Genomic DNA, 25,519 nt, shown 5'->3' with positions numbered 1-25,519 from the left:
TACGCTGGCGTAATTAATATCGGAATTTCTATCAACGTGAACAGTAACAATAGATAATTAACACATGAACTGTGTCTGCCCTGTTTTATGCCAGTAGGTTTTTTAAAATTTGGTTGATCAGGGTAATCATCTATTTACTTCTCTTGTAGAGTACTTTTTAGCGCTACATGCTACATCTGATTATCCCCGGAGCAATATTATAAAATTATTCCAAAGAATAATTAATTATTCCACTTTTTTAAATATTGCTCATAACGGACATTTTACACGCATGTTTAATTGAATTTAATATATTGATAATCATCTGTTTGTATTGATTTTTAAAAATTAATTTCCCAATTAGTCGGTTCATTAGCCGGTTTATTAGAAGCTCGTTAATTTATTGCGGCAGCATATTTTAGTAAAAGATTCCACGATCATGAAGCAACTTTTATTCCTTCGGACAGGCATATCCCGGATGTCATGCATCCATCAGACAACCTCCTTATTAAAACGTTTTGCTGATATGCACCCCTGATGGCGCGTAAAATATGTGTTGATATTACCCATTATACTTAGTCACCAAAATCGAGCATGAATATGATGTACTGTGCCCATTTTTTTCCACCGTAACACCGGGTGGTGATCACCCAGGTAAAGAACCATGGGTTGACTGTTGTGCAAAAACAAATTTCTCCAATGCAATCCTAACGTTATGAAAAAAATCTATTACCTATTCCTTTTAATATGTATCTGTCCACTGGGTGTACTTGCCCAGCAAAGGACTATTACCGGTAAAGTCACCGATACCAACGGCGGCGCTCCCATACCAGGAGTGAGCGTAACGGTGATTGATAATGCACCTGTCCGTTCCGGCGTTACTACCAACGCCGATGGCGTATACCGTATCACAGTAGATGCCCGTGCCACTGAACTCGCCTTCTCTTTCATGGGGATGAAAGGCGCCATCGAGAAAATTAATGGCCGTACCACCATCAACGTTAGTCTGACTGCCGGAGAAGACCAGCTCGGGGAAGTTGTGGTAGTAGGGTATGGTACCAAACGAAAAGAAACCCTCACCGGCGCTGTATCCAACATCACCGCCCGTGAAATACAAACCTCCACCAACGTGAGCCTCGCCCAGAAAATACAGGGTAAGGTGGCCGGCCTCATGGTACGGCAGTTGGGCGGTGAACCGGGCAACTTCGATAATATGATTAATATACGCGGCTTCGGAACACCCCTGTACGTGATAGATGGTATTGTGAGAGATGGGTCTGCCGAATTCCAGCGACTCAATCCCGACGACGTAGAAAGCATTTCCTTCCTGAAGGATGCTTCTGCCGCTATCTACGGATTTAATGCAGGTAATGGGGTGGTGATCGTCACCACAAAGAAAGGCGCGAAAGGAAAAACGGCTTTCAACTATTCAGGTACCGTTGGTATGATGAAACCAACAGATGTTCCCCGCATGGCCAACGCATCCGAATGGATGCAGATGCGCAACGATGCGGCCGTACTCGGCACCGGCGCCCCTTTCCTCTCTCAAGAAGAATTGCAGAAATACATCGATGGCGCTCCCGGCTACGGCAGCACCGACTGGTACGACGTAACCATGAAGAAAGCCGCTACCCAGCACCAGCATAATCTGTCGGCCACTGGCGGCACCGACAAAACCCAATACTTCGTGAGCCTCGGTTATTTCGGTGAAGGTGGGTTATTGCGTAGCAACGACCTGAACTATCAACGCTTCAACCTGCGCTCCAATATCACCACGGAGCTTACGAAAAACCTGAAAGCAGAAGTACTCATCGGTGGCCGCTATGACAAGAAAACAGCCCCCGGAGAGAATTTCTTCAACATCTTTAAAGGTACCCGTGTAACCCTGCCTACTGAGCAGCCTTATGCCAACGGCAACCCGGAATACCCTGCTGTGGTAACACCTTCTAATCAGAACCCGCTGCTGCTGTCGCAAAGAAATGCTACCGGCTATAGCGAAGCGGTAAACAGGAGCATACAATCTTCCCTGGCACTGACGTACACCGTTCCTTTTGTAAAGGGACTGTCCATAAAAGGACTGGCAGCCTACGATATGAACAGCTACCAGGGAAAAGATGTGTCCAGGCCTTATAATCTCTATACTTATGTGAATGAGGAATACATCGTGTCACCGCAGCGTGTCGGTACTGGCGCTATCAGCAATGGCTTTGGCAATGGTAACCGCCTGACCCTGCAAACACAGTTGAATTACAACACCAGTATTGCCCGTAAGCATAATATCGGAAGCTCCCTGGTATTTGAACAACAGCAATCCTGGAACCGCAATGGAGACCTGAGAAGATTATATACTTTCTACACCACCGATCAGATCGGCGGCGCCAGCGAAGCCGGTATGACCAATGGCGGTAACGAAGGACAGTCGGCCTACCAATCCCTGCTGGGCCGTTTTAATTACGACTATAATTCCAAATACCTGGTGGAATTTGCCTTCCGTTATATGGGTAACTATGCCTATCCTGCTAACAGCAGATGGGGCTTTTTCCCGGTGATCTCCGGCGGCTGGAGAATATCAGAAGAGCCCTTCCTGAAAAGCAAAATCCCCGCGTTGTCTAACCTGAAACTGCGTGCTTCCCACGGTAAAATGGGAGAAGATATCGGCGGTCCTTTCCAATGGATTCCAGGTTTTTCCACCACCGGCGGCGGACGGTATGAATTTGTAAATGGTAGTCTGACAAACGGCGCAGCGGCTCCCGGTATCACCAACCCCAACCTCACCTGGGCAGTGAATACCACTACAGATCTGGGGATAGACATCGGTCTTTGGAATAACAAACTGGGCCTCGAAGCGGATGTATACCGTAAAACCAGGACCGGATTACCTGCCAGAAGAAATGTTTCTTTACCAAATACCTTCGGCGCCGGCCTACCGGAAGAAAACCTGAACAGCGACCGGGTACAGGGCGTGGAATTTACCATTACGCACAACAACCGTATAGGGGAATTCTCCTATAATATCTCTGCCAACTTCAACTTCTACCGCGCACAAAACCTGTATGTGGAAAGAGGCGAATACCAGAACAGCTATGATAAATGGAGAAATGGCAGAGACTATCGCTACAACGATGTGATCTGGGGATATACCTACCAGGGACAATTCCAGAATACCGACGAAATTGCCAACTGGCCCCTGCAGAATGGTGGTCAGGCCAACATCCGCGAGCTGCCCGGCGATTTTAAATACGCCGATCTCAACAACGATGGGGTAGTGGATGATAAGGATATGACACCGATGTTTACCGGCGCCGTAGGTGACAACGATAACCAGAACCCAAGCGGCAAGAATCCAAAAATTAACTACGGTCTTTCTATTGGCGCTGCCTACAAAGGCTTCGACCTGAACCTGCTGTTCCAGGGTTCTGCGATGTACACCGTACGCTTTAGTGAGGTATATGCAGAAATCCTGGCCTTCCGGGGTAACACGCCCGCCTACTTCTTCGACAGATGGCATAAAGCAGACCCCTACGATCCCAAGAGCGAATGGATCCCTGGCAAATGGCCGGCTTCCCGCTTCAATGGCGACGTAGGTAAGATGTATGCAGAAAGCTCCGTATGGAGAAAAGACGCTTCCTATGTGAGATTAAAAAGCCTGGAACTGGGTTATACTTTTGGTCCGCAGTTGCTGCGTGGCAGCGGTATTCAAAAGATCCGCGTTTTTGCCAACGGCTTTAATCTCTTCACAATCGCAGATCCATTTGTAAAAGCGTTTGATCCGGAAAGACTGGAAGGCCTCTTCAACGCCGGTTTCAACTATCCCCTCACGAAGAATTACAATTTCGGGATCAACGTCAACTTCTAAAAGCTCGCAATATGACTACCAATAAATTTTCCTTTATTATACTGTTGACAGGCATCCTCTTTTCCGGCTGTAACAAAGTCCTGGATCTGAAACCTACCGACAAAATCCAGGCGGAAGCCCTGTTTGGCGATCCGGAAGGCGTGAAATTATACATGGCAAATCTCTATTACCAACTACCGGTAGAGGATTTTACCTATTTCCGGAACGGGTTTAACTGGAACAGCGGAGATCCCAACAACGGTGGGTTTGCGCCTGCCATGGCAACAGATGAAGCGGTACATTCAGAGTTTGGTGATTTTGTGGGAGATGGCGATTTTAATTGCTGGGAAGGCTCCTATAAACTGATCCGCGACGTAAACCTGTTGATAGACGCCATTCCTACGTTGAAAATCCGGGAGGATGAAAAGGCTGCATTAACGGGCGAAAGCGCCTTTATTAAAGCCTATGCCTATTTTGCACTCGCCAAAAGATACGGGGGCGTATCCCTTATCAAAGCATCCCAGCAATACACCGGCGATGCCGCCAGCCTGAGAGTAGCCAGAAGCACCGAACAGCAAACCTGGGATTATGTATTGGAACTGTGTGATCAGGCTATCAATAACCTGGGAGATGGGGTTAGCAGAAGGGCTTCCAAATGGACAGCCTATGCGCTGAAGTCAAGAGCCGCTTTACACGCTGCATCACTGGCGAAATTCGGCAACCGTGCGCCGATGTCCGGACAAGCGGTAAACGACAAACTGATAGGACTCGATGCATCGCTGGCCAACGGCTACTATGAAGCTTGCAAAACCGCTTCTCTGGCGCTGATGAATGCCGGTAAATTTGAACTGTTTATGCCCAATCCTGCTAACGCGGAAGCTGCGGCAGAAAACTACCGCCTGCTGTTCCAGGACCCCGGTAATAAAGAAGTGATCTTTGCAAAAGGATATACCCTACCCGGCGCATTCCTGGGCCACAACTATGATATCTGGTATCAGCCAGCACAGGTGGCCAATGGCTGGCCCCACCCTGGTAGAATGAATCCGACCCTCGACCTGGTGGATACCTATGAGAGTTATGATAATCCCGGTCATTCTGCGCCGATAGTTACTTCCACCGATGGAAATATAACAGACTATAACGGTTTTAATGCCGGCCGCACTTATATTCAGTTTGATTCTCCCAACGACATCTTCAAAAAGAAAGATGCACGTTTGTGGGGAACCGCGATCTTACCGTCTACGCTCTGGAAAAGTATTCCTATCATCATCCAGGCAGGTTACGTAAAACCCGATGGCAACGCAGTGATCCGAACCAATGAACATATGGTGATCAACGGTACTACCTATTATACCTATGGTGCAGCCAGTACCAGCATGTACTCCGGCTTTGACACCTACGGCGGTAACAACACACGTACCGGTTTCTCTTTCAAGAAATTCATGAATCAGACGGCGCCGATCGTTCCGGGATGGAACCAAAGTACCACCGATTTTATAGATTTCCGGTTAGCGGAAATATTGCTCAACTACGCAGAAGCAGTAGTGGAAAGCGGCACCGGTGATGCCGTCCTCGCTGCCAAAGCACTGAATGATATCCGTAAAAGAGCGGCGCATACCACCGATATTCCATTAACATCAGATAACGTACAACGGGAACGCAGAGTGGAGCTGGCCTTTGAAAACAAGCGTTTCTGGGACCTGATCCGCAGAAGAGAATATCATACTGAATTCAATAACCGCCTGAAGCACTCCCTGCTGCCATTACAGGACCTCCGCGCTTTGCCCGCTACCAAGTACATCTTCGTAAGGGTGAATGTGCCTAATTCAAATACCCAAACGTTCCAGCCTAAGTCTTACTACCGGCCTATTCCGGGCATCGGATCCAACGGCCTGGTACAAAACCCGCAGTATTAATGTGTGATTCTAAAAAAGATATTATGAAAAAGCTAAGATATATTTTCTTCATCGTTGCACTGGCAGCAGGATTGGCTTCCTGTGAAAAAGATAACTATGACGGACCTACGGCAGGACTCTCCGGCCGCTTCGTGGATGTGAAAACCCAGGAGCTGATTGAGCAGGACATCATCCTTGGAACTACTATTGAAATTATAGAACATGGATATGCTTCCCGCACTCCGCAGGCGCTGATCGTTAAAACAGACGGTACTTACGCCAACAGTATGCTGTTTGCCAACACGTACACGGTAACGCCCGTACGTGGTAATTTTCTTCCGGTTGATTCTCAGGTGGTGAACATCAGCGGACAAACCACGCTCGACTTTTCTGTGACACCCTATATCCGCGTAAACGATGTGAGTATTCTGAAAACGGGTACGAAGGTGGTCGCCACGTTTAAGCTGGAACAGAATGTTACCAACAACGTGAAAAAGATCGGGCTGTATGCCCACTCAGACGCGAGAGTGGGAGAGCCGATGCGGCTGGTAGCATCCGAAATACAACTCAACGCTGTGAGTGACCCTTCGCAGGTGTATACCCTGGAGATTGATCTGGCAGCGAATAGTTCTATCCTGAAACCCGGTAACAAATACTACTTCCGTGTAGGCGCCCTCATCGATGCCGGTGAGGCCAAGCCTAACTACCGGCCGGCGGTAAGACTGGATATCTGATTCATCCCCAATAATAAAGCGTGTCCCGCTGCGAGGCGGGACTTCTTTCCATCTCCCTAAAAAATAATGTTATGAAAAAAATGAGTTGGCTTTTTTGCATATGGATGATTTGCGCGGTAACCGCCTGTTCAAAGAACTCCAAAACAAGCAACGATAATACGGCGCCACCGGAGAATCCTCCGGGAAGCGAAGAAGTGGTGTACGACGAAACAGGTTGTTTATACAAGAGCTATAAAAACCTCGTGATGGCAGGCTACCAGGGCTGGTTTGCTGCGCAAGGCGATGCTTCCGAAAGAGGCTGGTATCACTATCAGAACGGTAGTTGTGGTGGATTCTTACCCGGCTGCTCCGCGGTAGATTTCTGGCCGGACATGAGCGAATACGTCAAAAAGTATAAATCTCCTTTTCAGTTTCCCGGTGGTACAGATGCTTATTTGTATAGTCCTTATGATGAAGAAAGCGTAGACCTCCATTTCAAATGGATGAAAGATTACGGCATCGATGGCGTTTTTATGCAACGCTTTGTAGGGGAAATAAAATCGTCGAATGTAAAAGGGAAAAGACATTTCAACAAAGTGCTGGAGAATGCGCTGAAAGCAGCCGAAAAATACCAGCGCGCCATTTGTATCATGTATGACCTCAGCGGCTGTACCAGCGAAGATGTGGCTTACCTTGAAGAAGACTGGAATGAACTACAGACTTTATTCTCCCTGTTTGATAATAAAAAGCATCCTACCTATGTGCGGCATAACGGAAAACCGTTGTTGTCTATATGGGGTGTTGGATTTAATGATAACAGGAAATACACCATTGCCAATGTAGATCAGCTGGTAACAAAGCTAAAAGGTAAAGGCAACAAAGTATCTGTGATGCTGGGCGTGCCTTATTATTGGCGCTCACTGAAAAATGATACCGAAAATTCTGCGCTGCTGCATGCTCTCATTAAACGTTCCGATATCATTATGCCGTGGGCAGTGGGGCGTTATGATAACAACAACTACTCCAATGTAGCGGGTGTGGAACTGGCGGCAGACATCCAATGGTGCAATACTAACAAAGTAGATTATGTGCCCTTGGTGTTCCCTGGTTTCAGTTGGGGAAACTTAAAAAACGATCCAGCCTCTTATAATTCCATTCCGCGTCTCAAGGGCGATTTCCTATGGAAGCAGATCGCCGGTGCCCGTTTGTCGGGGGCACCATCTTTATATGTAGCAATGTTTGATGAGATCGATGAGGGCACGGCCATCTATAAATGTGCCAGGGAAAGTGAATTGCCTTTGCATGCAGACAAACGGTTTGTGGGCATAGAAGATGACCTTTCTTCTGACTATTATTTATGGCTCACCGGGCAGGCTGGCCGCTGGTTCCACGGAGAAGGCGGATACAGCGCCACCAAGCCGGTGAGATAATCTTTATCCTTAAATGGTTGATATTTCGGGAGAAGTAAATAAATCTGCAAAAGGCCATAGACCGGGCATCTATACACGGAGCCGGTTTATTTGTAGCACCATCAGACGTGCCGTATACCATCTTTAATCAAGAGGGCGTTCAAACATAATCTGGTGTTTAAAGAGGGGCTATATCGAACCGCTTCTATCGAAGGAGTCGTCAGGTATAATTCATTGATTTTAAAATAAAAAGGTCTCATCGATATCGATGAGACCTTTCTTTTCGGAGCGTCACTCCTAAGTTGTACCCCAGATGGGAGTTGAACCCACACTCGCATTGCTGCGAACGGGATTTTAAGTCCCGCGTGTCTACCAATTCCACCACCAGGGTTTGTAGGGAATAATCAGAGCGAAAGACCGGGCTCGAACCGGCCACCCCGACCTTGGCAAGGTCGTGCTCTACCAAATGAGCTACTTTCGCATTTATTATAAGAACTTTTTTTGTTGGGATTGCAAAGATAGGAATCTTTTTGAAGCTGCAAAATTTTTTTAACACTGAATTAAAATATTTTACGAATTCCTTTTTTTTTAACTGCATCTAAGGATTCAGCTCATAGCCGTATTTCACCATCCCTAACAACTCCTTTCCTTTACCATAGCACGTTTCACTCAAAGGTAATCCATTCGGCTGATATTCGTATTGCCAGATCGTATACGACGACGTTTGTGCGTTAACGGTAGTCATCTTCACCAGCTTTCCCTGTGCATTATACTCAAAGATATAGTCCGGCAACATACGCTTCTTCGCAGGCTGATAACGGTACACATCTGTTAACCGTCCCGCCTTGTCGTAGTTATAATAAATCCGCGTGCCACGACGCGTATCCTGCTCCTCAATCACATTCCCCGCACTGTCGGTTTTAAAAGCTACCACGGTGGAATCGCCGCCTTTACGCTGTACCAGCTGCTGCAACCGTCCCGCCGTATCATAACGGTACGTCCGGCTTTCATCAAAACGAAGCTTGCTGTCGCGCGCAATGGAGGTGCTGCTGATATATTGCAACCGCCCGCCTTCGTCGTAGCGGTATTGCGTGGTAGTTATACTTGCACCGGAACTGTCTACCGTTCTGATCAGCTGCCCCTTGGCGGAAAAAGTGGAGGTCATGGCAGAATAACCGGTGGAGCTGGACTGTGTTTGCGCCTTCATTTGCCGGTAGGTGGGGTTCAGGTTGCGCTCACAACGAAAGTCCCGGTCCGGTTGCATGTCGGCATCCAGCGTCAGCACCTGCTGCGTTTTTACCTTGTTTTCCTTTAGCAGCGCCATCGTCGCCACCGTTTGCTGGGTATTGTAAATGTCCTGGAAGTAATATTGACTAAAACCCCTGGCTGCAAATGCCAGTATACTCAGTGCCAGTAGGATCGTTTTCTTCATGCCCGTAAAATCGCTGATTTTGAATGTTCAAAGGTAAAACGCAAAAATCATATTAAAATTTTTTAACCGGACTTTATCCGGGTATAATTCGTCATTTCTTTTTTATCTTGCCGGCTGTTACAACCAAAAATATCTAAATCTCTTGAAATCACAACCCTTACGTAAGGAGAAAAACTGTCTTAACTGCGGTACAGAAGTGCCTGAAAGGTACTGTACACACTGCGGACAGGAAAATACCGTACCACATGAAACATTCACCCACCTGGTTAAACACTTCGTGGCAGATATCTTTCACTACGATTCCCAGTTCCTGACCACCCTGAAATACCTCCTTTTCAGACCAGGATTCCTTTCCCGGGAGTATATGGCCGGCAAAAGAGTACGTTACGTTAATCCAATAAAATTATACGTCTTTATATCCTTCGTCTTCTTTTTCGGCCTGTTTACCCTGCAACACGGCAGCGAAGATGACTCCGGTGAATTCGTGACGGAAAGGTCCCGGATCAGCGATTCCGTGAAAACAGGCGTTGAAGCGCTGGACCTGGCCCTTTCTCAGGATAGCTCTTCCACCGGCAAAAAGAGGAGTATTAACCACTATCAGACCGTGGAAGAATTTGATGCGGTACAACGGCAATTGCCAGACTCAGCACGCCTTCATGGCGCAGAGAAGATGGTGTACCGGCGGATCATCGGCGTCCGGCAGAAATACGGAGAAGACTCAAAAAAGGCCATTATAGAAATGTTCAATCATAATGTGCCCAAACTGATGTTTATCCTGCTGCCGCTTTTTGGCCTGTTCATGAAATGGATGTACCGCAAAAAGAAAAAGTGGCTGTATGCCGATCACGCCATCTTTGCCATCCACCTGCATTCTTTTGCCTTTATTACCGGGCTGGCCGGTCTTCTCCTGGAATTTATTTTCCATAACGATATCTTCATGACCATAGGCTGGTGGATCATCTTCATTTACCTGGTGCTGGCGCTCTGGAATAACTACCAGCAAAGCTTTCGGAAATCCCTGTTAAAAGGCATTGTGCTGAGCGTGGCTTATATCATGTCAACCGCTATTGTATTCCTGGTCTACATTTTACTGATGTTTATGATATTTCTTTAACTTTAAAAGATGCAACCGGAATTTATTATCATACACCAGCAAGTGGCGCCCTATGTTGCCCACATCCAATTGAACCGCCCAAAAGAACTGAACGCATTAAACCTGCAACTCATGGGCGAACTGAGAGACGCCCTGAAAATCCTTGATGCGGACGACGAGGTGCGGGTAATTGTCCTCAGCGGCAACGAAAAAGCTTTCGCCGCCGGCGCCGATATAAAACAAATGGCAGGGAAATCTGCCATAGATATGTATAATATCGATCAGTTCAGCACCTGGGACACCATCAAAAAAATAAAGAAACCTATTATAGCGGCGGTTAGCGGCTTCGCCCTCGGCGGCGGCTGCGAACTCATGATGCTCTGCGATATGATCGTGGCCAGCGAAACCGCCCGCTTCGGACAACCGGAAATAAAACTGGGCGTAATGCCCGGCGCCGGCGGTACCCAGCGCCTTACCCGCGCAGTGGGGAAAGCCCTCGCTATGGAAATGGTGCTTACCGGCCGCTTTATCACTGCAGAAGAAGCACTCCGGGCCGGATTAATTAACCGTATTGTGCCCGTGGAACTCTTCCTGCAGGAAGCCATAAAACTGGCCGCAGCAATGGCTGCCATGAGCCCTGTAGCACTTAAAATGGCTAAAGAAGCCGTTTTGAAAGCTTTTGATACCAGCCTGGAAGAAGGATTACATTTTGAACGTAAAAATTTTTATCTTCTCTTTGCATCTGAAGATCAGAAGGAAGGCATGCAGGCGTTTATTGAAAAAAGACCTCCTGTATTCAAAGGAAAATAGCCCGGAACTTTATTGAAAACCATTAAACTATTTTATTATTTGACTTGTTAACCTTCCACTGATAAAAAAATTATGTTGTTAACTGCCGGGAAAGTGGTGCCCGATAGTTGTTGTAGCCCCCTTAGTATCAAATAAAAAAAATTTAACCATGAGTGCGAGAAGGATTCCTGTTGCATCACTTTTGTCGCTCACTATCTGCGCGTTTGCATGTAATAGCCCCGCCCAGAAAGTAAGGGCGGTTGTACTGGCCGACCAGACTAACCTGCCACCTACCGATACCATGATCGCTGGTGGCGATACTATTCAAACAGACATGGTAGCTTCCTGGAACAGTTTCCTGCAATTCAACGGTAAATACGCCGCGGAAAGCAGTCTTTTTGAAACCGAACCGCTGAAAAGCAGGCTTAATGTACTGATAGGTAAAGCCCGTAAATCTTTTTTTGAAAGATTAAAAGTGACACCACCCATAGAAGTGGAAAACAAAATACTTTTTAATGAAGGATATATGCCCGGAAAATCAGGCTACGATGAAGCCGTTATTGCCATAGATATGGACCGGGATATCATTTACATCGGCTTCACAGTGAACAGAAGTCTTATGCTCTTCAGCGAAAAAGGAGATACCGACTACCCGGAAAAATTCCTGCAATGGATGCAGAAATTTGAACGCTGAAAGAAAAAAGGAAGACCGGTGTGATCTTCCTTTTTCTTATCTCTTTTAATTATCAAACTTATTCTTCAACGCGGCCAGCTTTGCCTGGAAGTCGTTCAGCGGCGCCTCTTTAGCCGCCGGCTTATTCACCTTCTTCTGCTGATGCTGCTGATCGCCACGAGGCTCCCTTCTGGCTCCCTGTTGCTGGGAACCGCCGCCACCGCCTTTCTCATTGTCTTTCATCGATAATGAAATACGCTTACGCGCCACATCAATTTCCAACACAGTTACCTGCACCTTCTGATTCAGCTTTACGGCTTCATTAGGATTGCTGATAAATTTATTAGAGAGATGGGAAATGTGCACCAGTCCATCCTGCTTTACACCAATATCCACAAATGCACCAAATGCAGTGATGTTGGTTACCACACCCGGCAATACCATCCCCGGCTTTACATCCTCCATTTTATGAATGCCTTCAGCATATTCAAAAATAGAAATCTCGTCGCGCGGATCACGGCTAGGCTTGGCCAGCTCCTTCAATATATCTTCCAAAGTAAGCAAACCTACTTCGGCACTCACATAATCCTTCGGATTAATTTGCTTACGCAGTTCTTCCTTACCCATCAGGTCCTGTACAGTGCTGTGTTGTTTGGCGGCCATTTCCCTGATCAGGTCATAACGCTCCGGATGCACTGCGGAATTATCCAGTGGATTATCCCCGTTTTCAATACGTAAAAAGCCCGCGCATTGCTCAAATGCTTTATCGCCCAAACGATGCACTTTCTTCAGCTGCATACGGTTGCTGAATGCGCCGTTTTCTTTACGGTACTTTACAATGTTCTCCGCAAGGGAAGGGCCCAAACCGGAAATGTACGCCAGCAGGTGCTTGGAAGCAGTGTTCAGGTTCACACCCACATTGTTCACACAGCTTACCACCACACGGTCCAGGCTCTGTTTTAACGACGACTGGCTCACATCATGCTGGTACTGTCCCACACCAATAGCTTTCGGATCTATCTTCACCAGCTCCGCCAGCGGATCTATCAGCCTGCGGCCAATAGAAATAGCGCCACGCACCGTTACATCATGATCCGGAAACTCTTCACGGGCCACTTCTGAAGCAGAATATACAGACGCGCCGCTTTCGTTCACCATAAACACATTGATCTTTTTGCCAAAATCAATCTTCTTTACAAACTCCTCTGTTTCCCGACCCGCGGTACCATTACCCACGGCAATGGCTTCGGTATCATATTTTGCCGCCCACTTCTTCAGCAGGGCTTCTGCATCATCTCTCTTGTAATTTTTTTCCAGTGGGAAAATAACATCGTTGTCCAGCATATTGCCCTGGTTATCCAGCGCTACCACTTTACAACCTGTTCTGTAACCCGGGTCAATGGCAATAACGCCCTTAGGCCCCAGCGGCGCTGCCAGCAGCAGCTGGCGCAGGTTTTCCGCAAATACTTCGATCGCTTCCTGATCCGCTTTTTCTTTTGCCGACGCCCGGAATTCATTCTCCAGGGAAGGACGCAGCAAACGCTTGTATGCATCTGCGGCAGCTTTGGTTACCTGTTCTGCCGCCTTGCCTTTACCGGTCACAAATTGTTTGTTGATCAGCGCATTGGCATCTTCCTCTACCGGCGCAATAGAGCTGAACAGGATACCCTCGTGCTCTGCCCGTAATATCGCCAGCACCCGGTGGGATGGCATCTCCCGCAGATCCTCTGAAAACTCGAAATAGTCTTTATATTTATCGCCTTCGGCTTCTTTTCCTTCTACCACTTTAGACGTGAGCTTGCCGGTATTGGCAAATAACTTACGCAGCTTATCACGGCACTCCGCATTTTCATTGATCCACTCCGCAATAATATCACGCGCACCTTTCAACGCCTCTTCAGACGTTGCCACCTGCTCATTGATAAATGTTTCCGCCGCTGAAATATCACCGTCCTGCTGCTCAAACAACAGGGTAGCCAATGGTTCCAGCCCTTTCTCAATGGCCACGGTAGCACGGGTTTTACGCTTAGGCTTATAAGGCAGGTAAATATCTTCCAGCTCCGCCAGTACCCACGTGTTCTCTATTTTGGATAATAACTCAGGCGTCATTTTTTCCTGCTCAGTGATCGTTTTGATAATAAAATCACGACGGTCATCCACCTCCTTGTAACGCTTCTGCAGGTCTTCAATACGGCCTATCTGCACCTCATCCAGACTTCCCGTTACCTCTTTACGGTAACGACTGATGAATGGAACCGTAGAGCCTTCAGATAACAGGGTCATGGTGTTTTCTGCCTGTTTACCGGAAATACCCAACTCCGATGAAATAAGCGCAATGTGTTTCGGATTCATAAATCAATACATTTTGGGATTTTTTGATTGCCAGATGCCAGGTTTTGTAACCACAATAATTACAAAAATTACCATCTCCAAACCATGAAATCGCTACCATTTAATAGCTCGCAAATGTAACTAAAATGGCCTTTTTACCAAGAAAAAGTATTCCCCATTTTTACACGTCCGCATTTGGTTCTCCGGACCCGTTCTTACCCGGAATCATCTATGAATATCAAAATCCCCAAATGATCCCTATTTTTACAAAATATGGAAAAGACAGCTACATTTGATCGCCTCCTGCAGATCATGGACGATTTAAGGGAAAAGTGCCCCTGGGACCGCAAGCAAACCATTCAAACGCTTCGTCAGCTCACCATTGAGGAAACCTATGAGCTGGCGGATGCCATCACCGATGAAGACTGGAAGTCCATCAAAGAAGAGCTGGGGGACATCCTCCTGCACATCGTGTTCTACGCCAAAATAGGCTCGGAACAGCAGAAATTTGATATAAACGACGTTATAAACGGCGTATGCGATAAACTCATCCACCGCCACCCGCATATTTACGGCGATGTAAAAGCCGATACAGAAGAGGAGGTAAAACAAAACTGGGAAAAACTTAAACTGAAAGAAGGAAAGAAATCCGTACTCAGTGGCGTGCCCCTGTCGCTGCCCGCCCTCGTAAAAGCGATGCGCCTCCAGGAAAAAGCCAAACAAACCGGCTTCGAATGGGATAATACAGAACAGGTGTGGGAGAAAGTAAAGGAAGAAGTGAATGAACTGGAAGAAGCAGTGAACAGCGGGAATATAAATGATATGGAAGATGAATTCGGCGACGTGATGTTCTCTTTGGTGAACTATTCCAGGTTCCTTAACATCGATGCGGAAAATGCCCTCGAACGTACCAATAAAAAATTCCAGCGCCGGTTCCAGGCAATGGAAGTACTGGCACTGGAACAGGGCCGCACCCTCAACGATATGAGCTTAACGGAAATGGATACACTCTGGAATAAGGTGAAAGCCACAGAGCAATTGTAAATCGTTCTTTAATACACCCGCATTGATCGATTCTAAAGAAATACGGCTTTTTTTCCTGCGACATGGCTATCTCCTGATCATTGCAGCCTGGTTGTTTACCTTCGCTTTCCTGTTCAGTAACTACTGGTCGTACTACTCGTCCCCGCAGGGCGTGAAACGCAGCATGGAAAAGAGTATCCATCAACGGGAAAAAACATTCGAAAAACTCGCTAAAGATACGGCCCTCACCGCCTCCCTCTTCCAGCGCAGCTACGACCAGCAAACACTGGACAAACTCACCGGCATGGAGTATTACCTCTTTGCCTACGATTCCAATAACACCGGCATCTGGCTCACCTTCTGGAATACCAGCCAGGTACAGCCGGATGAACTGCAAACCACACTGGAAAACGGCCAGCGGTTCATGAAGCTGAAAAATGGCTATTATGAAGTCATCACCCGGAAAGTAAAATCAATCCGGGGGCACGCACAATACCTGGTGGCGGCTATTCCCATCCGCATGGAATATGCCATTAAAAACAACTACCTGGTCAATCACTTTTACGATAAGGAAGAACTGGGAGAGGAGTACAGCATCCTCCGGGAACAACCCGCCCTGGTAGTACCGGAACATACCATCCTGCCGGTAAATAACGGGCAGGGACAAACGCTGTTCTTCCTCGATTACAACACCGGCATGCACGTACATCCTTCCAATAATCTCAGCATACTGCTGCGGGTGCTGGGTTGTATCTGCGTACTTATATTCCTCAACCTCTTTGCCACCCTGCTGGCCAAAACCACCAACCCGCTGTATGGCTTCCTGTTCCTGTTCCTCATCGTATTCGGTATGCGGGTACTCAGTTACGTATACCCGTTCCCGTTTAACCTGAAGGAACTCAATATCTTTGATCCCAGGATCTATGCAAAGGATGAAATCTTCTACTCGCTCGGCGATCTGCTGATCAACGTATTACTTACCTTCTGGATGATCCTCTTCTTCCGGGAACACGTAAAAACCATCAACCCGCCGGTACTCAAAAAAAGATGGGCGCAGAGCGTAGTGATCATCATCGCCAGCCTGATCCTCTATATCGTGGAACAATTCCTGGCAGACCTCATCCAGAGCCTGGTAATAGATTCCAAGATCTCTTTTGATGTAACCAACCCCTTCAGTCTTACGGAATACAGTATCATCTACAGCATCATCGGCTTTATGGTACTGGGCTTTATATCTTTCAGCTTTTTGTTCTTCTCCCAGATCATCAACTACCTGCTGAATGAACTCACTAATTTTCAATACCGTACCAAATATATCTGGCTGGCAGCGGTAGGCATCATCTGGCTGCTGTTCCGTATCCACAACCCGGAACTGCCATTCTCCGTTACAATGGTGATCTGGCTGCTGATCTACATCGTGCTGCTCGACTTCCTTGCCGATCGCTTTGAAAGCAGTATGGCCACCGTACCATTCCTGTTCTGGCTCTTCCTGCTTACCATCACCACCTCGGGCGCACTGGTACATTATAACAACCATAAGGAGCTGTATGCCCGTCAGAAACTCGCGGAAGACCTGTCCAAACAAAAGGATCCTTACCTGGAGATGCTGTTGAATGATATCGGTAAAAAGATAGAACACGATGAAGCCCTCCAGTTTTTTTTCCAGGACCATAACGGCAGAACCCACCGTAAATCGGCGTTCGACAGCCTGCTCCTGCCAAAATATTTCCAGGGCTACCTGAGCAGGTTCCGGGTAAACCTGTATGCCTACGATGAAAACGGCGCCTCCCTGTTTGCCGCAGATACCGCCAGCTTATTAACTTTTAACCGGCAGATATTTACCGAGTCGGAAGCCTCTCCATCACTGGTGCCCGGCAACGACCTGTATTATTATGAGCGCAGCTTCAACGACTACAGCTATATCGCCAAAAAAGAATTTCACAACGCCGGCGGGGAAGTAACCGGCTGGCTGGTATACACCCTGGCGCCAAAACCTGTAAGCAGCGAACGGCTTTATCCTGAATTGCTGGTGGAAGGCGATATGAGTGATCCGGGCCGCGAATACGCCGGCGCCTATTCTTTTGCTGTATACGATAAAGGCATCCTCGTTAGCAACAACAACGATTTCCCTTTCCCCATCCGGTTATATGCACATGAACTGCCTGCGGCAGATGTGACCGTAAAATCCATCAAAGGTTATTCAGAACTGATCTACCGCGCTACCCCTGAAAAAGTAGTGATAGTGGTAAAGGAAAACAGGATGTTCGTGGAATTCATCACCCTGTTTGCTTACATGTTCTGTTTGTTCCTGCTCATCATTGCTGTATACAAAGCATTCGACCTGCTCATCAAAGCAAGGATGCGGATCAGCAATCTGCGCGCACTGATCAATATCAGCATCCGCAAAAAAGTACATGGCACCATCATCTTTGTTGTTATTTTCTCTTTCCTGATATTGGGTATCACCACTATTAAATTCTTTATCTACCGCTCTGAAATGCAGAACCGCGAACGGCTCAGCAAAACCATGAGAGAGGTAGCCAAAGACGTGGAAAAGGTATTGGAAAACCAGCGCGACCTGGACCAGGTAGGGGATATGTATGATTCAGAACTGATGAAAAAGCTGGCCACCTCCCTGTCGGATATCGCCAATGAACGGGCCCTGGATATTAATATCTACGACCGCGATGGCAACCTGCAGCAAACCACCCAGCCGATGATGACAGACAAAGGGCTGATCTCTGTAAAAATAGACCCGCAGGCATTCTACAGTTTATACCGGCTGGAACAGATCCAGTTTATCCATACGGAATATATCGGGGTAATGCCTTTCCTGTCGGGTTACATGCCACTGCGTAATCATGATACACATGAAGTGATCGCATACCTGAACGTTCCTTATTTCGCCACGCAAACAGAACTGAACCAGCAGATCTCCAACTTCCTCGTGGCCCTCATCAATTTCAACGCCTTCATTTTCCTCATCGCGGGAATGGTGGCGCTGCTGATCACCAATTCCATCACCCGCTCGTTCTCGCTGGTAACGGAAAAGCTCCGGCACGTAAACCTGGGTCAGCGCAACGATGAAATAGAATGGGATAAAGATGATGAGATCGGCGCACTGGTAAAGGAATACAATAAAATGGTACGCAAGCTGGAAGTGAGTGCGGTGCGACTGGCTAAAAGTGAAAGGGAAGGGGCATGGCGTGAAATGGCGCGGCAGGTGGCCCATGAAATCAAGAACCCGCTCACGCCCATGAAGCTGAGCATCCAATACCTGCAACGCGCTATCGCCGGCGATTCACCCAATGTGAAGGAGCTGTCGCGCAAAGTGGCCGGCACCCTCGTGGAACAGATCGAACACCTCTCCAATATTGCGTCCGACTTCTCCGCCTTTGCCCGCATTGGCGAACCAAACAACGAAGAATTCCTGCTCAACGAAGTGTTGTATTCCCTCACCTCATTGTACCAGGGGCATGAAGATTGTGAAGTTACCTACGTGCAGCCCACACACGATTTTTATGTATTTGCAGATAAAACCCAGATGAACAGGCTGTTCACCAACCTGTTGCTGAACGCTATACAGGCCATCCCCGACGACCGTAAAGGACAGATCGTGGTAAGGTTGCAAATGACTTCTGATAGTCACGTGATTGTGAGTGTATCCGATAACGGCGAAGGCATTTCCACCGAAATACAATCCCGCATTTTCGTTCCCAACTTCACTACCAAGTCTTCCGGTACCGGCCTCGGACTGGCCATGTGTAAAAACATTGCCGAGCAGGCGAGAGGGGAGATCTGGTTTGAAACGAAGCTGAATGAAGGCACTACGTTCTATGTGAAGTTGCCGCTGCAGGGACATTAATACGGCAATCCTCCACAAAAAAAAGACGCTCTGGATTCCAGAGCGTCTTTTAAATAATTTTTTTGCATTTACTGCTGTTGTGTATCGTCTTTAGCTACAAAGCTTTCTTTAATTTTTTCCAGCAGTTTGCTTTCGATCATTTGCTGCGACAGCTGTATCATGTTTTTAAATGCAGTTTCCTGGGAAATACCGTGACCAATAATTACTGGTTTGGAAACGCCTAAAACAGGAGTACCGCCATATGATTCAGAATCAAATTTTTTCATGTAGTCATCCTGGATATTACGTCTTAACGCAATTTCATGGAATGATTCGGCCATCTTAAGTACGATGTTTCCGGTAAAGCCTTCGCATACAATTACATCTGCTTTTTCGGAGAGGATATCTCTTCCTTCAATGTTGCCGACGAAATTAATTTGTTTGCTTTCTTTTAACAGCGGGTAAGTTGCCTGCGCAAGCAGGTTGCCTTTGCCTTCTTCTTCACCGATATTCAGTAAACCAACTTTAGGATTGGGTACCTGAAGAATATGTTTGGAATATAGGGATCCGAGAAGGGCAAATTGTGCCAGGTTTTCAGGTTTGCAGTCGGCGTTGATACCTACGTCGAGCAAGAGGCCGTACGTGCCGTTTTCACGGGGTACCAGAGTAGATATAGTAGGACGTTGCACTCCCTCTATGGCTTTAATGGAATAATAGGTGCCCACCATCATGGCGCCGGTATTACCTGCGCTGATGAAAGCATCTATTTTTTCATTTTTCAGTAAATGAAAACCGATAGAGATGGAGGATTGTGGCTTCTCTTTCAGCGCCTTGGTAGGGTGTTCATCCATCCCGATTACCTGGGATGAATGAACAACTGAATATTTTGATTGGTCCAGCTGTGCTGCTGCAATTAAAGGAGCTAACTGTTGTTCGTCTCCAATTAAAACCAGATGCACCTCAGATGCAACAGTGTCTAAATATAATTTTACTCCTTTTACTGCTTCGGTGGGCGCGAAATCGCCACCCATCATATCAAGCCCGATTCTCATGTAACTCAAGGTTTGTTCTTGTTAGCTCGGGTAAAAATAGTAAAATAATTTATTATTTAGCTGCGCTCTGTTTTTCCAACACTACTTTTCCTCTGTAGTACAGTTTGTTTTCCACCCAATGAGCACGGTGTCTCAGGTGCACTTCACCGGTTGCGCTGTCTGTGCTTAATGTATCCGCTACCGCCTTATAATGCGTTCTTCTCTTTGCTGATCTTTGCTGAGAATGTCTGCGTTTAGGATTTGGCATTTTATTTAATTTTTAATTGTCCTTAAATTTATCCAATCCTTTCCAGATTGGGTTATCGTTTTCTTTTGCCTGCTGGTTCATTTGCTCCAGCATTTCAATCACTTTCGGATTACACCCGCTTTTGCCGTCGGCATTGTCAGGATGTATACGTTGCATTGGAATGCTCAGATGGATGAACTCGTATATAAATTCTGCCACGTTCAAATGGCTCTCTGTCTTCAGTATATACGATACATCCGGATCTTCTTCTCCACTTGCCAGCTCTTCCGGATTCTCTACCAGCTTTACTATCTGGTTAAAATCATCCCATAGCTGCATTTCGAAGGGCTCTCCGCACCGGTCGCAGGTAACTGTTACCTTACCACCTATCGCAAATTTCAGTAAGAAGAAGTTACTCTTCTTGTCCAAAGTAAGATTTACACTCACCTCGCAATTACTGAAATCCCTCGGCTCCTCGAAATTATCAAAGAAACGCTCCCCGATAGCATAATGAAATGAATGTTCCCCTGGGTTTAATCCAACAAAGGCTATATCAAATTCGCGGAGTGGTTTCATATCAATATCCTCACTTTTAGAGGGATGCAAAGGTAATTAAATATTTGCAATTGCAAAAATTTCATAAATTTGTTCACCAACGATATCTTATTTATATATATATTTATATCATAAAATATCAGCCATATTGATGTTGTGGCATCCAGGCGTGAGGCGCAAAGGTACGTAATTAGCTTTTATCTTATACCTGATTTTCACAATTCAACGATTTTATTGAAAACCCGTATCCCCATTCCATCAAAACGATGAAGGCCACAGGAAAATACAGTAAGAAAATAAACACTACTGGTAGTGCCGGCATGCCGTTAAACGGTGCTCCGGACCTCTTTTCCCTGCCCATAACGGCCTGGCTCAACAGTACCAGCGCCGGCCTGCTGGTGACCAATGAAAAACACCGCTGCATATGGGTAAATGACATTTTCAGCCGGTATATGAATGGGAATACCCCCCTGAACTGCTCGTATCCGGAACTGATCCGCTATCTGAAACCAATGGTAGCCGATTATGTGCCGCTGGAAGCCAAAATGAAATCCCTCCGCAAGGAAAAAAAGCCCTGGTTCGGTTGGGAAGTGCCCTTCCGCAACGGTCATATCTGGGAAATTAATTACCTCCCCGTATTCAACGGCGAAATATTCAGCGGCAGCATCTGGCAGGCCGTCGATATCACCCGCAGGCACAACGTACAGGAGGAAATAAAACGCAATGAGGAAAAATTCAGGGTTATCCTTAATAACCTCAACGCTGCCATGTGCGAAACAGACGTAAAAGGCAATATCACCCGCGTATACGAAAGCTTCTGCCGCCTCTCCGGCTATAACGAACAGGAACTCATCGGCCGGAACATCACCGACGTTTTTGTACCGGAAGATAACCGGGCCTACGCCCGCGCCCTCCGCAAAAAACGCCTCGATGAAAACGTGCCCCTCGTATACGACATGGAAATAAAGCTGAAAGACGGCTCCAACCGGTGGATCCTGGCCAGCTCGGCCAATATATACGATCGCCACGGTAACATTACCGGCGGGGCAGGGATCCACATAGATATTACAGATCAGAAAAAACTGCAACAGGAACTGGAAACAGCCCGCCGCCAGGCAGAAGAAGCCCAGCGCGCCCAGAAAGACTTCCTCGCCAGCATGAGCCACGAAATCCGTACGCCGCTCAATGCCATCATCGGCATGGCCCACCTGCTCGAAGAAACCCACCTGGACCCGCAACAGCAGGAATACGTTAACATCCTGAAAAACTCCTCCGGCATACTGCTGGGCATAGTCAGTGATATTCTCGATATTTCACGCATTGAAGCCCGGGAAATACAGGTTAACCAACGCGAATTCAACCTCCGCGAACTGATCCAGTCACTACGCAATACCTTTGAACTCAAACTGGGGCGCCGCCCCGTAAAAATAACCGCAGAACTGGACGCTGCCCTCAACACCTGGCTGATTGGCGACGATGTACTACTGAACCAAATACTAATCAATTTGTTAGGTAATGCAGAGAAGTTCACCAACGAAGGCGAAATTGCCATCACTGCCACCCAGGAAAGCTGGCAGGAAAATAAGCTCTGGATACGCTTCCGGGTAAGCGATACGGGCATAGGCATCAAAAAGGATAAACTGGAACTCATTTTCCGGAACTACAAACAGGCAGAAGACGATATCCGTGAAAAATACGGTGGTACAGGTCTGGGACTCGCCATCGTTAAACAACTTGTGGAAATCCAGGGTGGCAACATCACCGTGGAAGAACTCTCCGGCTTTAATACCTGCTTTAGCTTTAATATCCCCTTCCTGGATAGCCGCCGGCCACTCACGGTCAATACAGATAAGCTAAGCAGGAAATTACTGCAACGGTCATTTGAAGACGCAAGGGTCCTTGTGGTGGAAGATAACCAGATGAACCTGCGCTATATCATGAGCCTGCTGGAAAAATACAAAATCAACTATCAGCTGGCTACCAATGGCCCGGATGCTACCTGGTTCCTCGAATCCCGGCAATACGACCTTATCCTCATGGATATCCGTATCCCTGGCATGAATGGCATGGAACTGGCTCAAAAAATAAGGGCAGATGAAGAACAGCCGAATGTGGCCACACCGGTAATCGCCACCACCGCCGTAGCAATGGAAAGCACCGCCACCATGGCGAGGGCCGCCGGAATAACAGATATACTCACTAAACCCTATACACCAGACCAGCTATTACAGATTTTTAATAAATATCTCAACGAAGACGAAACAGAATTAATAATGGAAGAAGTGCAGAACTTAAGCGGATTTGAGTTTAATAACGATTTGGATGTCAAATATCTCACAGATCTCTATGAGAGCAATATTTCCTATGCCGCCGACCTCTTTGAAATTTTTATCAGAACTATCCGGGATGAAATCGCCAAACTGCAAACAATGGTAGATAACCACGAATGGGAAGCCATGAAATTCCAGGTGCATAAACTGAAACCGAATTTCGCCATGGTGGGCCTCACCTGGATCAGCGCTAAAATGCAGGAACTGGAAAATTATCTCCGTATCAACCAGGAACTGCACAGTACAGAAATCTGCCGGCTTTTTGATGAAATTACGCAGGATGTAAACCGCTACTATCCACTCGTGGAAGAAGAATATGGCAAGATGCGCGATTTTATCGACTCCCCCGGCGAATGATCAGTACGATTGCAGCACCTCTTTCATGCTGTTGTAATAATTACCGCCAAATAAAATGAAATGTACCATCAACGGGTATAACTGGCAGATGCCTATCCGCTGCTGCCACCCCGGCTGTAATGGGTAGGCAGCCTGGTACGCATAATAAAACCGCGTGTCAAAACCACCAAAAAGCCGCGCCATGGCCAGGTCTATTTCCCGGTGGCCATAATACACCGCCGGATCAAAAACACAGGCCCGCCCGTTACTTCCCACCATAAAATTACCGGACCACAAATCACCATGCAGCAATGCCGGCGCTTCCACCGGGAAAATCTGCGGCAACTGCCGGCACAACCGCTCTACCTGCTGCACCAGCTGCCTGTCTACCAGCTGCTGGTCATAAGCCATCCTGATCAGCGGCAACAAACGGTTAAACGCATAAAACACCGGCCAGCTGCTGTAAGGCGTATTATACTGCTTCAAACTTCCCACATAATTGGTTCCCGCATACCCATAATGGGGCTGCGTTACGCGATGCTGCTTCGCCAGCGAAACAGCAAAGTCATCCCAGAAATCAGCCACTGCCTGCCCCTTCGTCAGGAATTCCTGCAACAGGTAAGCCCGTCCATTCACACTCCCGTATGCCAATGGTTTTGGCGTCTGCAATGCTTTGGCAGTCTGCAACTCCAGCAACCCCGCATACTCCTGCTTAAACATATCAGGGTACTTCCCGGCATCATTCATCTTAATAAAAAAATATCCCTCGTTGGTGCCTATACGAAAAGATTCGTTAATATCACCACCATGCACGCTTTTTGCATCATTAATATGTATTTTTACTTTCAAATGTTCGGAAAGTGCTGTGCTTAACTGTTTTTGTAGAATTTCATCTATCATGTTCCGCCACATTATATGGAGACAAAAGTCCGGATTAAAAAGAAAATCGTCCGTATTGTACTAACACTTACGGCTATACTGTTGTTAAAAGGATTATTCGCCTGGAGTAACCGCTTCGGCGATTTCTACTTCCATAGGTGGTACGATTGGAGTAGTTTGGCGTTCAGACAAGTAACAGGTATAGTTCCATTCAGTATTGGCGATGTAATATATACTGCCTGGATTATCGGAGGAATACTCTATTTGTTAAAACTATGTTATAAACTCATCCGCGCACGTTGGGAAGCCCTGGGTTTTCAACTGCTTCGCGGTGTTCAATTCCTGCTTGGGGCATATCTTGCCTTCCTCGTATTATGGGGCTTTAACTACGAACGCAACTCCCTCACCAGCGATACCCGTATCGTTACGGGCACTTATAACACGCAGCAACTTTACCACCTGTCGGATACATTACTGCAGTTAGTCAACCTGGAAAAGGCCAACACGGGCGATACCACCGGCGTCATGAAAACGGATACCACCGGCAAACCCGTTTTTGAAAGGGCCATCGCTGCTTATGATGCTGCTGCCAAAACCTGGCCGGCCCTGCGTTATAAAGCGCCCAGTATAAAACCGGCTATGTTTGGCCACTGGCTTAACTACCCCGGTGTTACCGGCTACCTCAACCCGTTTACCAACGAAGCACAGGTAAATACCACCGTTCCCGATGTATTGCTGCCATTTGTTTCCTGTCATGAAATTGCACACCAGATAGGTTATGCGCCGGAAGAAGAAGCCAACTTTGTAGGTTACCTGGCGGCTACCAGCATTCCGGATAGCCATTTCCGTTATGCCGCCAATTTTGATATGTTCCTTTACAGCGTTCGCCAGCTCGCCCGCCGCGATACCACCCTCGCCCGCAACATCTGGAAAAGGGCGCTCCCCGGCGTAAAAGCCGACTATAAAGCCATCATGGATTTTTATGAACCCTATACGGGAAAAGTAGATGCCTATTCCTCCCTGCTGTACGACCGCTACCTCAAAGCCAATAAACAGGATAAAGGCATCCGCAGCTACAGCGAAGTAACCGGCTGGCTCATCGCCTATTTCAAACTATAACAGGCA

17 protein-coding genes and 2 tRNA genes are annotated in these 25,519 nt (G+C 47.1%); 11 read left to right on the top strand and 8 right to left on the bottom strand.

Annotated elements, in window-relative coordinates; translation table 11 throughout:
• Positions 1-694 precede the first annotated feature (694 nt).
• The 4 genes from V7S65_RS11330 to V7S65_RS11315 all read left to right on the top strand — a co-directional run bounded on the left by V7S65_RS11330 (position 695) and on the right by V7S65_RS11315 (position 7,852).
• The gene (locus tag V7S65_RS11330; protein ID WP_336387078.1) at positions 695-3,835 is read left to right on the top strand and encodes a SusC/RagA family TonB-linked outer membrane protein; all 3,141 of its coding nucleotides are present in this window, start codon (positions 695-697) and stop codon (positions 3,833-3,835) included.
• Between the two features lie 11 nt (positions 3,836-3,846).
• Entirely contained in the window at positions 3,847-5,730 is a 1,884-nt protein-coding gene (locus V7S65_RS11325) for a RagB/SusD family nutrient uptake outer membrane protein (protein WP_336387079.1), read from the top strand.
• A 23-nt stretch (positions 5,731-5,753) separates the two neighbouring features.
• On the top strand, positions 5,754-6,443 hold the full coding sequence (locus tag V7S65_RS11320) for a DUF3823 domain-containing protein (protein WP_079473505.1): 690 nt from the start codon (positions 5,754-5,756) through the stop codon (positions 6,441-6,443).
• A 71-nt stretch (positions 6,444-6,514) separates the two neighbouring features.
• On the top strand, positions 6,515-7,852 hold the full coding sequence (locus V7S65_RS11315; RefSeq protein ID WP_336387080.1) for a glycoside hydrolase family 71/99-like protein: 1,338 nt from the start codon (positions 6,515-6,517) through the stop codon (positions 7,850-7,852).
• Between the two features lie 284 nt (positions 7,853-8,136).
• On the opposite strand, the gene V7S65_RS11310 is transcribed toward V7S65_RS11315, so the two are convergent.
• From V7S65_RS11310 to V7S65_RS11300, 3 genes are all read right to left on the bottom strand, one after another.
• A tRNA-Leu gene (locus V7S65_RS11310) sits at positions 8,137-8,222 on the bottom strand.
• A gap of 17 nt (positions 8,223-8,239) precedes the next feature.
• Positions 8,240-8,312 (bottom strand) — tRNA-Gly (locus tag V7S65_RS11305).
• 117 nt (positions 8,313-8,429) lie between these two features.
• Entirely contained in the window at positions 8,430-9,263 is an 834-nt protein-coding gene (locus V7S65_RS11300; protein ID WP_336387081.1) for an RHS repeat domain-containing protein, read from the bottom strand.
• A gap of 142 nt (positions 9,264-9,405) precedes the next feature.
• Here V7S65_RS11300 and V7S65_RS11295 point away from each other — a divergent pair, with 142 nt between their 5' ends.
• The 3 genes from V7S65_RS11295 to V7S65_RS11285 all read left to right on the top strand — a co-directional run bounded on the left by V7S65_RS11295 (position 9,406) and on the right by V7S65_RS11285 (position 11,839).
• Positions 9,406-10,377, top strand: a complete 972-nt coding sequence (locus tag V7S65_RS11295) for a DUF3667 domain-containing protein (protein WP_336387082.1) — start codon at positions 9,406-9,408, stop codon at positions 10,375-10,377.
• A gap of 9 nt (positions 10,378-10,386) precedes the next feature.
• Positions 10,387-11,166 (top strand): enoyl-CoA hydratase-related protein, encoded by a 780-nt coding sequence (locus V7S65_RS11290; protein WP_336387083.1) that lies wholly within the window; start codon positions 10,387-10,389, stop codon positions 11,164-11,166.
• Between the two features lie 148 nt (positions 11,167-11,314).
• Positions 11,315-11,839: a hypothetical protein gene (locus V7S65_RS11285; protein WP_111578996.1), complete on the top strand. Its 525-nt coding sequence runs from the start codon at positions 11,315-11,317 to the stop codon at positions 11,837-11,839.
• A gap of 45 nt (positions 11,840-11,884) precedes the next feature.
• Here the strand turns inward: V7S65_RS11285 and V7S65_RS11280 are convergent, their stop codons facing one another.
• Entirely contained in the window at positions 11,885-14,170 is a 2,286-nt protein-coding gene (locus V7S65_RS11280; protein WP_336387084.1) for a Tex family protein, read from the bottom strand.
• Positions 14,171-14,422: 252 nt separating this feature from the next.
• On the opposite strand from V7S65_RS11280, the gene mazG reads away from it, so the two are divergent.
• Positions 14,423-15,193, top strand: coding sequence for a nucleoside triphosphate pyrophosphohydrolase (gene mazG, locus V7S65_RS11275; RefSeq protein WP_079473286.1), 771 nt, complete (start codon positions 14,423-14,425; stop codon positions 15,191-15,193).
• Between the two features lie 22 nt (positions 15,194-15,215).
• Complete coding sequence (locus V7S65_RS11270) at positions 15,216-19,037, top strand: sensor histidine kinase (protein ID WP_336387085.1); 3,822 nt, start codon at positions 15,216-15,218, stop codon at positions 19,035-19,037.
• Positions 19,038-19,105: 68 nt separating this feature from the next.
• Here the strand turns inward: V7S65_RS11270 and plsX are convergent, their stop codons facing one another.
• From plsX to V7S65_RS11255, 3 genes are read right to left on the bottom strand one after another with little or no spacing between them, the layout of a single operon-like run.
• Entirely contained in the window at positions 19,106-20,068 is a 963-nt protein-coding gene (gene plsX / locus V7S65_RS11265) for a phosphate acyltransferase PlsX (RefSeq protein WP_079473288.1), read from the bottom strand.
• 52 nt (positions 20,069-20,120) lie between these two features.
• Positions 20,121-20,315, bottom strand: a complete 195-nt coding sequence (rpmF, locus tag V7S65_RS11260; RefSeq protein ID WP_079473289.1) for a 50S ribosomal protein L32 — start codon at positions 20,313-20,315, stop codon at positions 20,121-20,123.
• 12 nt (positions 20,316-20,327) lie between these two features.
• Positions 20,328-20,870 (bottom strand): YceD family protein, encoded by a 543-nt coding sequence (locus V7S65_RS11255; protein WP_079473290.1) that lies wholly within the window; start codon positions 20,868-20,870, stop codon positions 20,328-20,330.
• Between the two features lie 245 nt (positions 20,871-21,115).
• Here V7S65_RS11255 and V7S65_RS11250 point away from each other — a divergent pair, with 245 nt between their 5' ends.
• Positions 21,116-23,536 (top strand): PAS domain-containing hybrid sensor histidine kinase/response regulator, encoded by a 2,421-nt coding sequence (locus V7S65_RS11250; RefSeq protein WP_079473291.1) that lies wholly within the window; start codon positions 21,116-21,118, stop codon positions 23,534-23,536.
• On the opposite strand, the gene V7S65_RS11245 is transcribed toward V7S65_RS11250, so the two are convergent.
• Positions 23,537-24,415, bottom strand: coding sequence for a fructosamine kinase family protein (locus V7S65_RS11245; protein ID WP_168771434.1), 879 nt, complete (start codon positions 24,413-24,415; stop codon positions 23,537-23,539). It abuts the gene before it with no gap.
• A gap of 15 nt (positions 24,416-24,430) precedes the next feature.
• Here V7S65_RS11245 and V7S65_RS11240 point away from each other — a divergent pair, with 15 nt between their 5' ends.
• Positions 24,431-25,513 carry a DUF3810 domain-containing protein gene (locus tag V7S65_RS11240; protein WP_336387086.1) on the top strand — a complete coding sequence of 361 codons (1,083 nt, stop codon included), beginning with the start codon at positions 24,431-24,433 and terminating at the stop codon, positions 25,511-25,513.
• Positions 25,514-25,519 lie beyond the last annotated feature (6 nt).

It is taken from the genome of Chitinophaga sp. CCNWYY40 (genome assembly GCF_037483205.1).
Lineage (GTDB): Bacteria > Bacteroidota > Bacteroidia > Chitinophagales > Chitinophagaceae > Chitinophaga > Chitinophaga ginsengisegetis.
The sequence above is the reverse complement of the archived record's forward strand: the minus strand, read 5'-3'. Positions and strand labels throughout refer to the sequence as shown.

What these genes read in the sequence shown, in the direction of transcription:
- V7S65_RS11330 (WP_336387078.1), top strand. Translation starts at nt 695, where the DNA reads ATGAAAAAAATCTATTACCTATTCCTTTTAATATGTATCTGTCCACTG.
- V7S65_RS11325 (WP_336387079.1), top strand. Translation starts at nt 3,847, where the DNA reads ATGACTACCAATAAATTTTCCTTTATTATACTGTTGACAGGCATCCTC.
- V7S65_RS11320 (WP_079473505.1), top strand. Translation starts at nt 5,754, where the DNA reads ATGAAAAAGCTAAGATATATTTTCTTCATCGTTGCACTGGCAGCAGGA.
- V7S65_RS11315 (WP_336387080.1), top strand. Translation starts at nt 6,515, where the DNA reads ATGAAAAAAATGAGTTGGCTTTTTTGCATATGGATGATTTGCGCGGTA.
- V7S65_RS11300 (WP_336387081.1), bottom strand. Translation starts at nt 9,263, where the DNA reads ATGAAGAAAACGATCCTACTGGCACTGAGTATACTGGCATTTGCAGCC.
- V7S65_RS11290 (WP_336387083.1), top strand. Translation starts at nt 10,387, where the DNA reads ATGCAACCGGAATTTATTATCATACACCAGCAAGTGGCGCCCTATGTT.
- V7S65_RS11285 (WP_111578996.1), top strand. Translation starts at nt 11,315, where the DNA reads ATGAGTGCGAGAAGGATTCCTGTTGCATCACTTTTGTCGCTCACTATC.
- V7S65_RS11280 (WP_336387084.1), bottom strand. Translation starts at nt 14,170, where the DNA reads ATGAATCCGAAACACATTGCGCTTATTTCATCGGAGTTGGGTATTTCC.
- mazG (WP_079473286.1), top strand. Translation starts at nt 14,423, where the DNA reads ATGGAAAAGACAGCTACATTTGATCGCCTCCTGCAGATCATGGACGAT.
- plsX (WP_079473288.1), bottom strand. Translation starts at nt 20,068, where the DNA reads ATGAGAATCGGGCTTGATATGATGGGTGGCGATTTCGCGCCCACCGAA.
- rpmF (WP_079473289.1), bottom strand. Translation starts at nt 20,315, where the DNA reads ATGCCAAATCCTAAACGCAGACATTCTCAGCAAAGATCAGCAAAGAGA.
- V7S65_RS11255 (WP_079473290.1), bottom strand. Translation starts at nt 20,870, where the DNA reads ATGAAACCACTCCGCGAATTTGATATAGCCTTTGTTGGATTAAACCCA.
- V7S65_RS11250 (WP_079473291.1), top strand. Translation starts at nt 21,116, where the DNA reads ATGAAGGCCACAGGAAAATACAGTAAGAAAATAAACACTACTGGTAGT.
- V7S65_RS11245 (WP_168771434.1), bottom strand. Translation starts at nt 24,415, where the DNA reads ATGATAGATGAAATTCTACAAAAACAGTTAAGCACAGCACTTTCCGAA.
- V7S65_RS11240 (WP_336387086.1), top strand. Translation starts at nt 24,431, where the DNA reads ATGGAGACAAAAGTCCGGATTAAAAAGAAAATCGTCCGTATTGTACTA.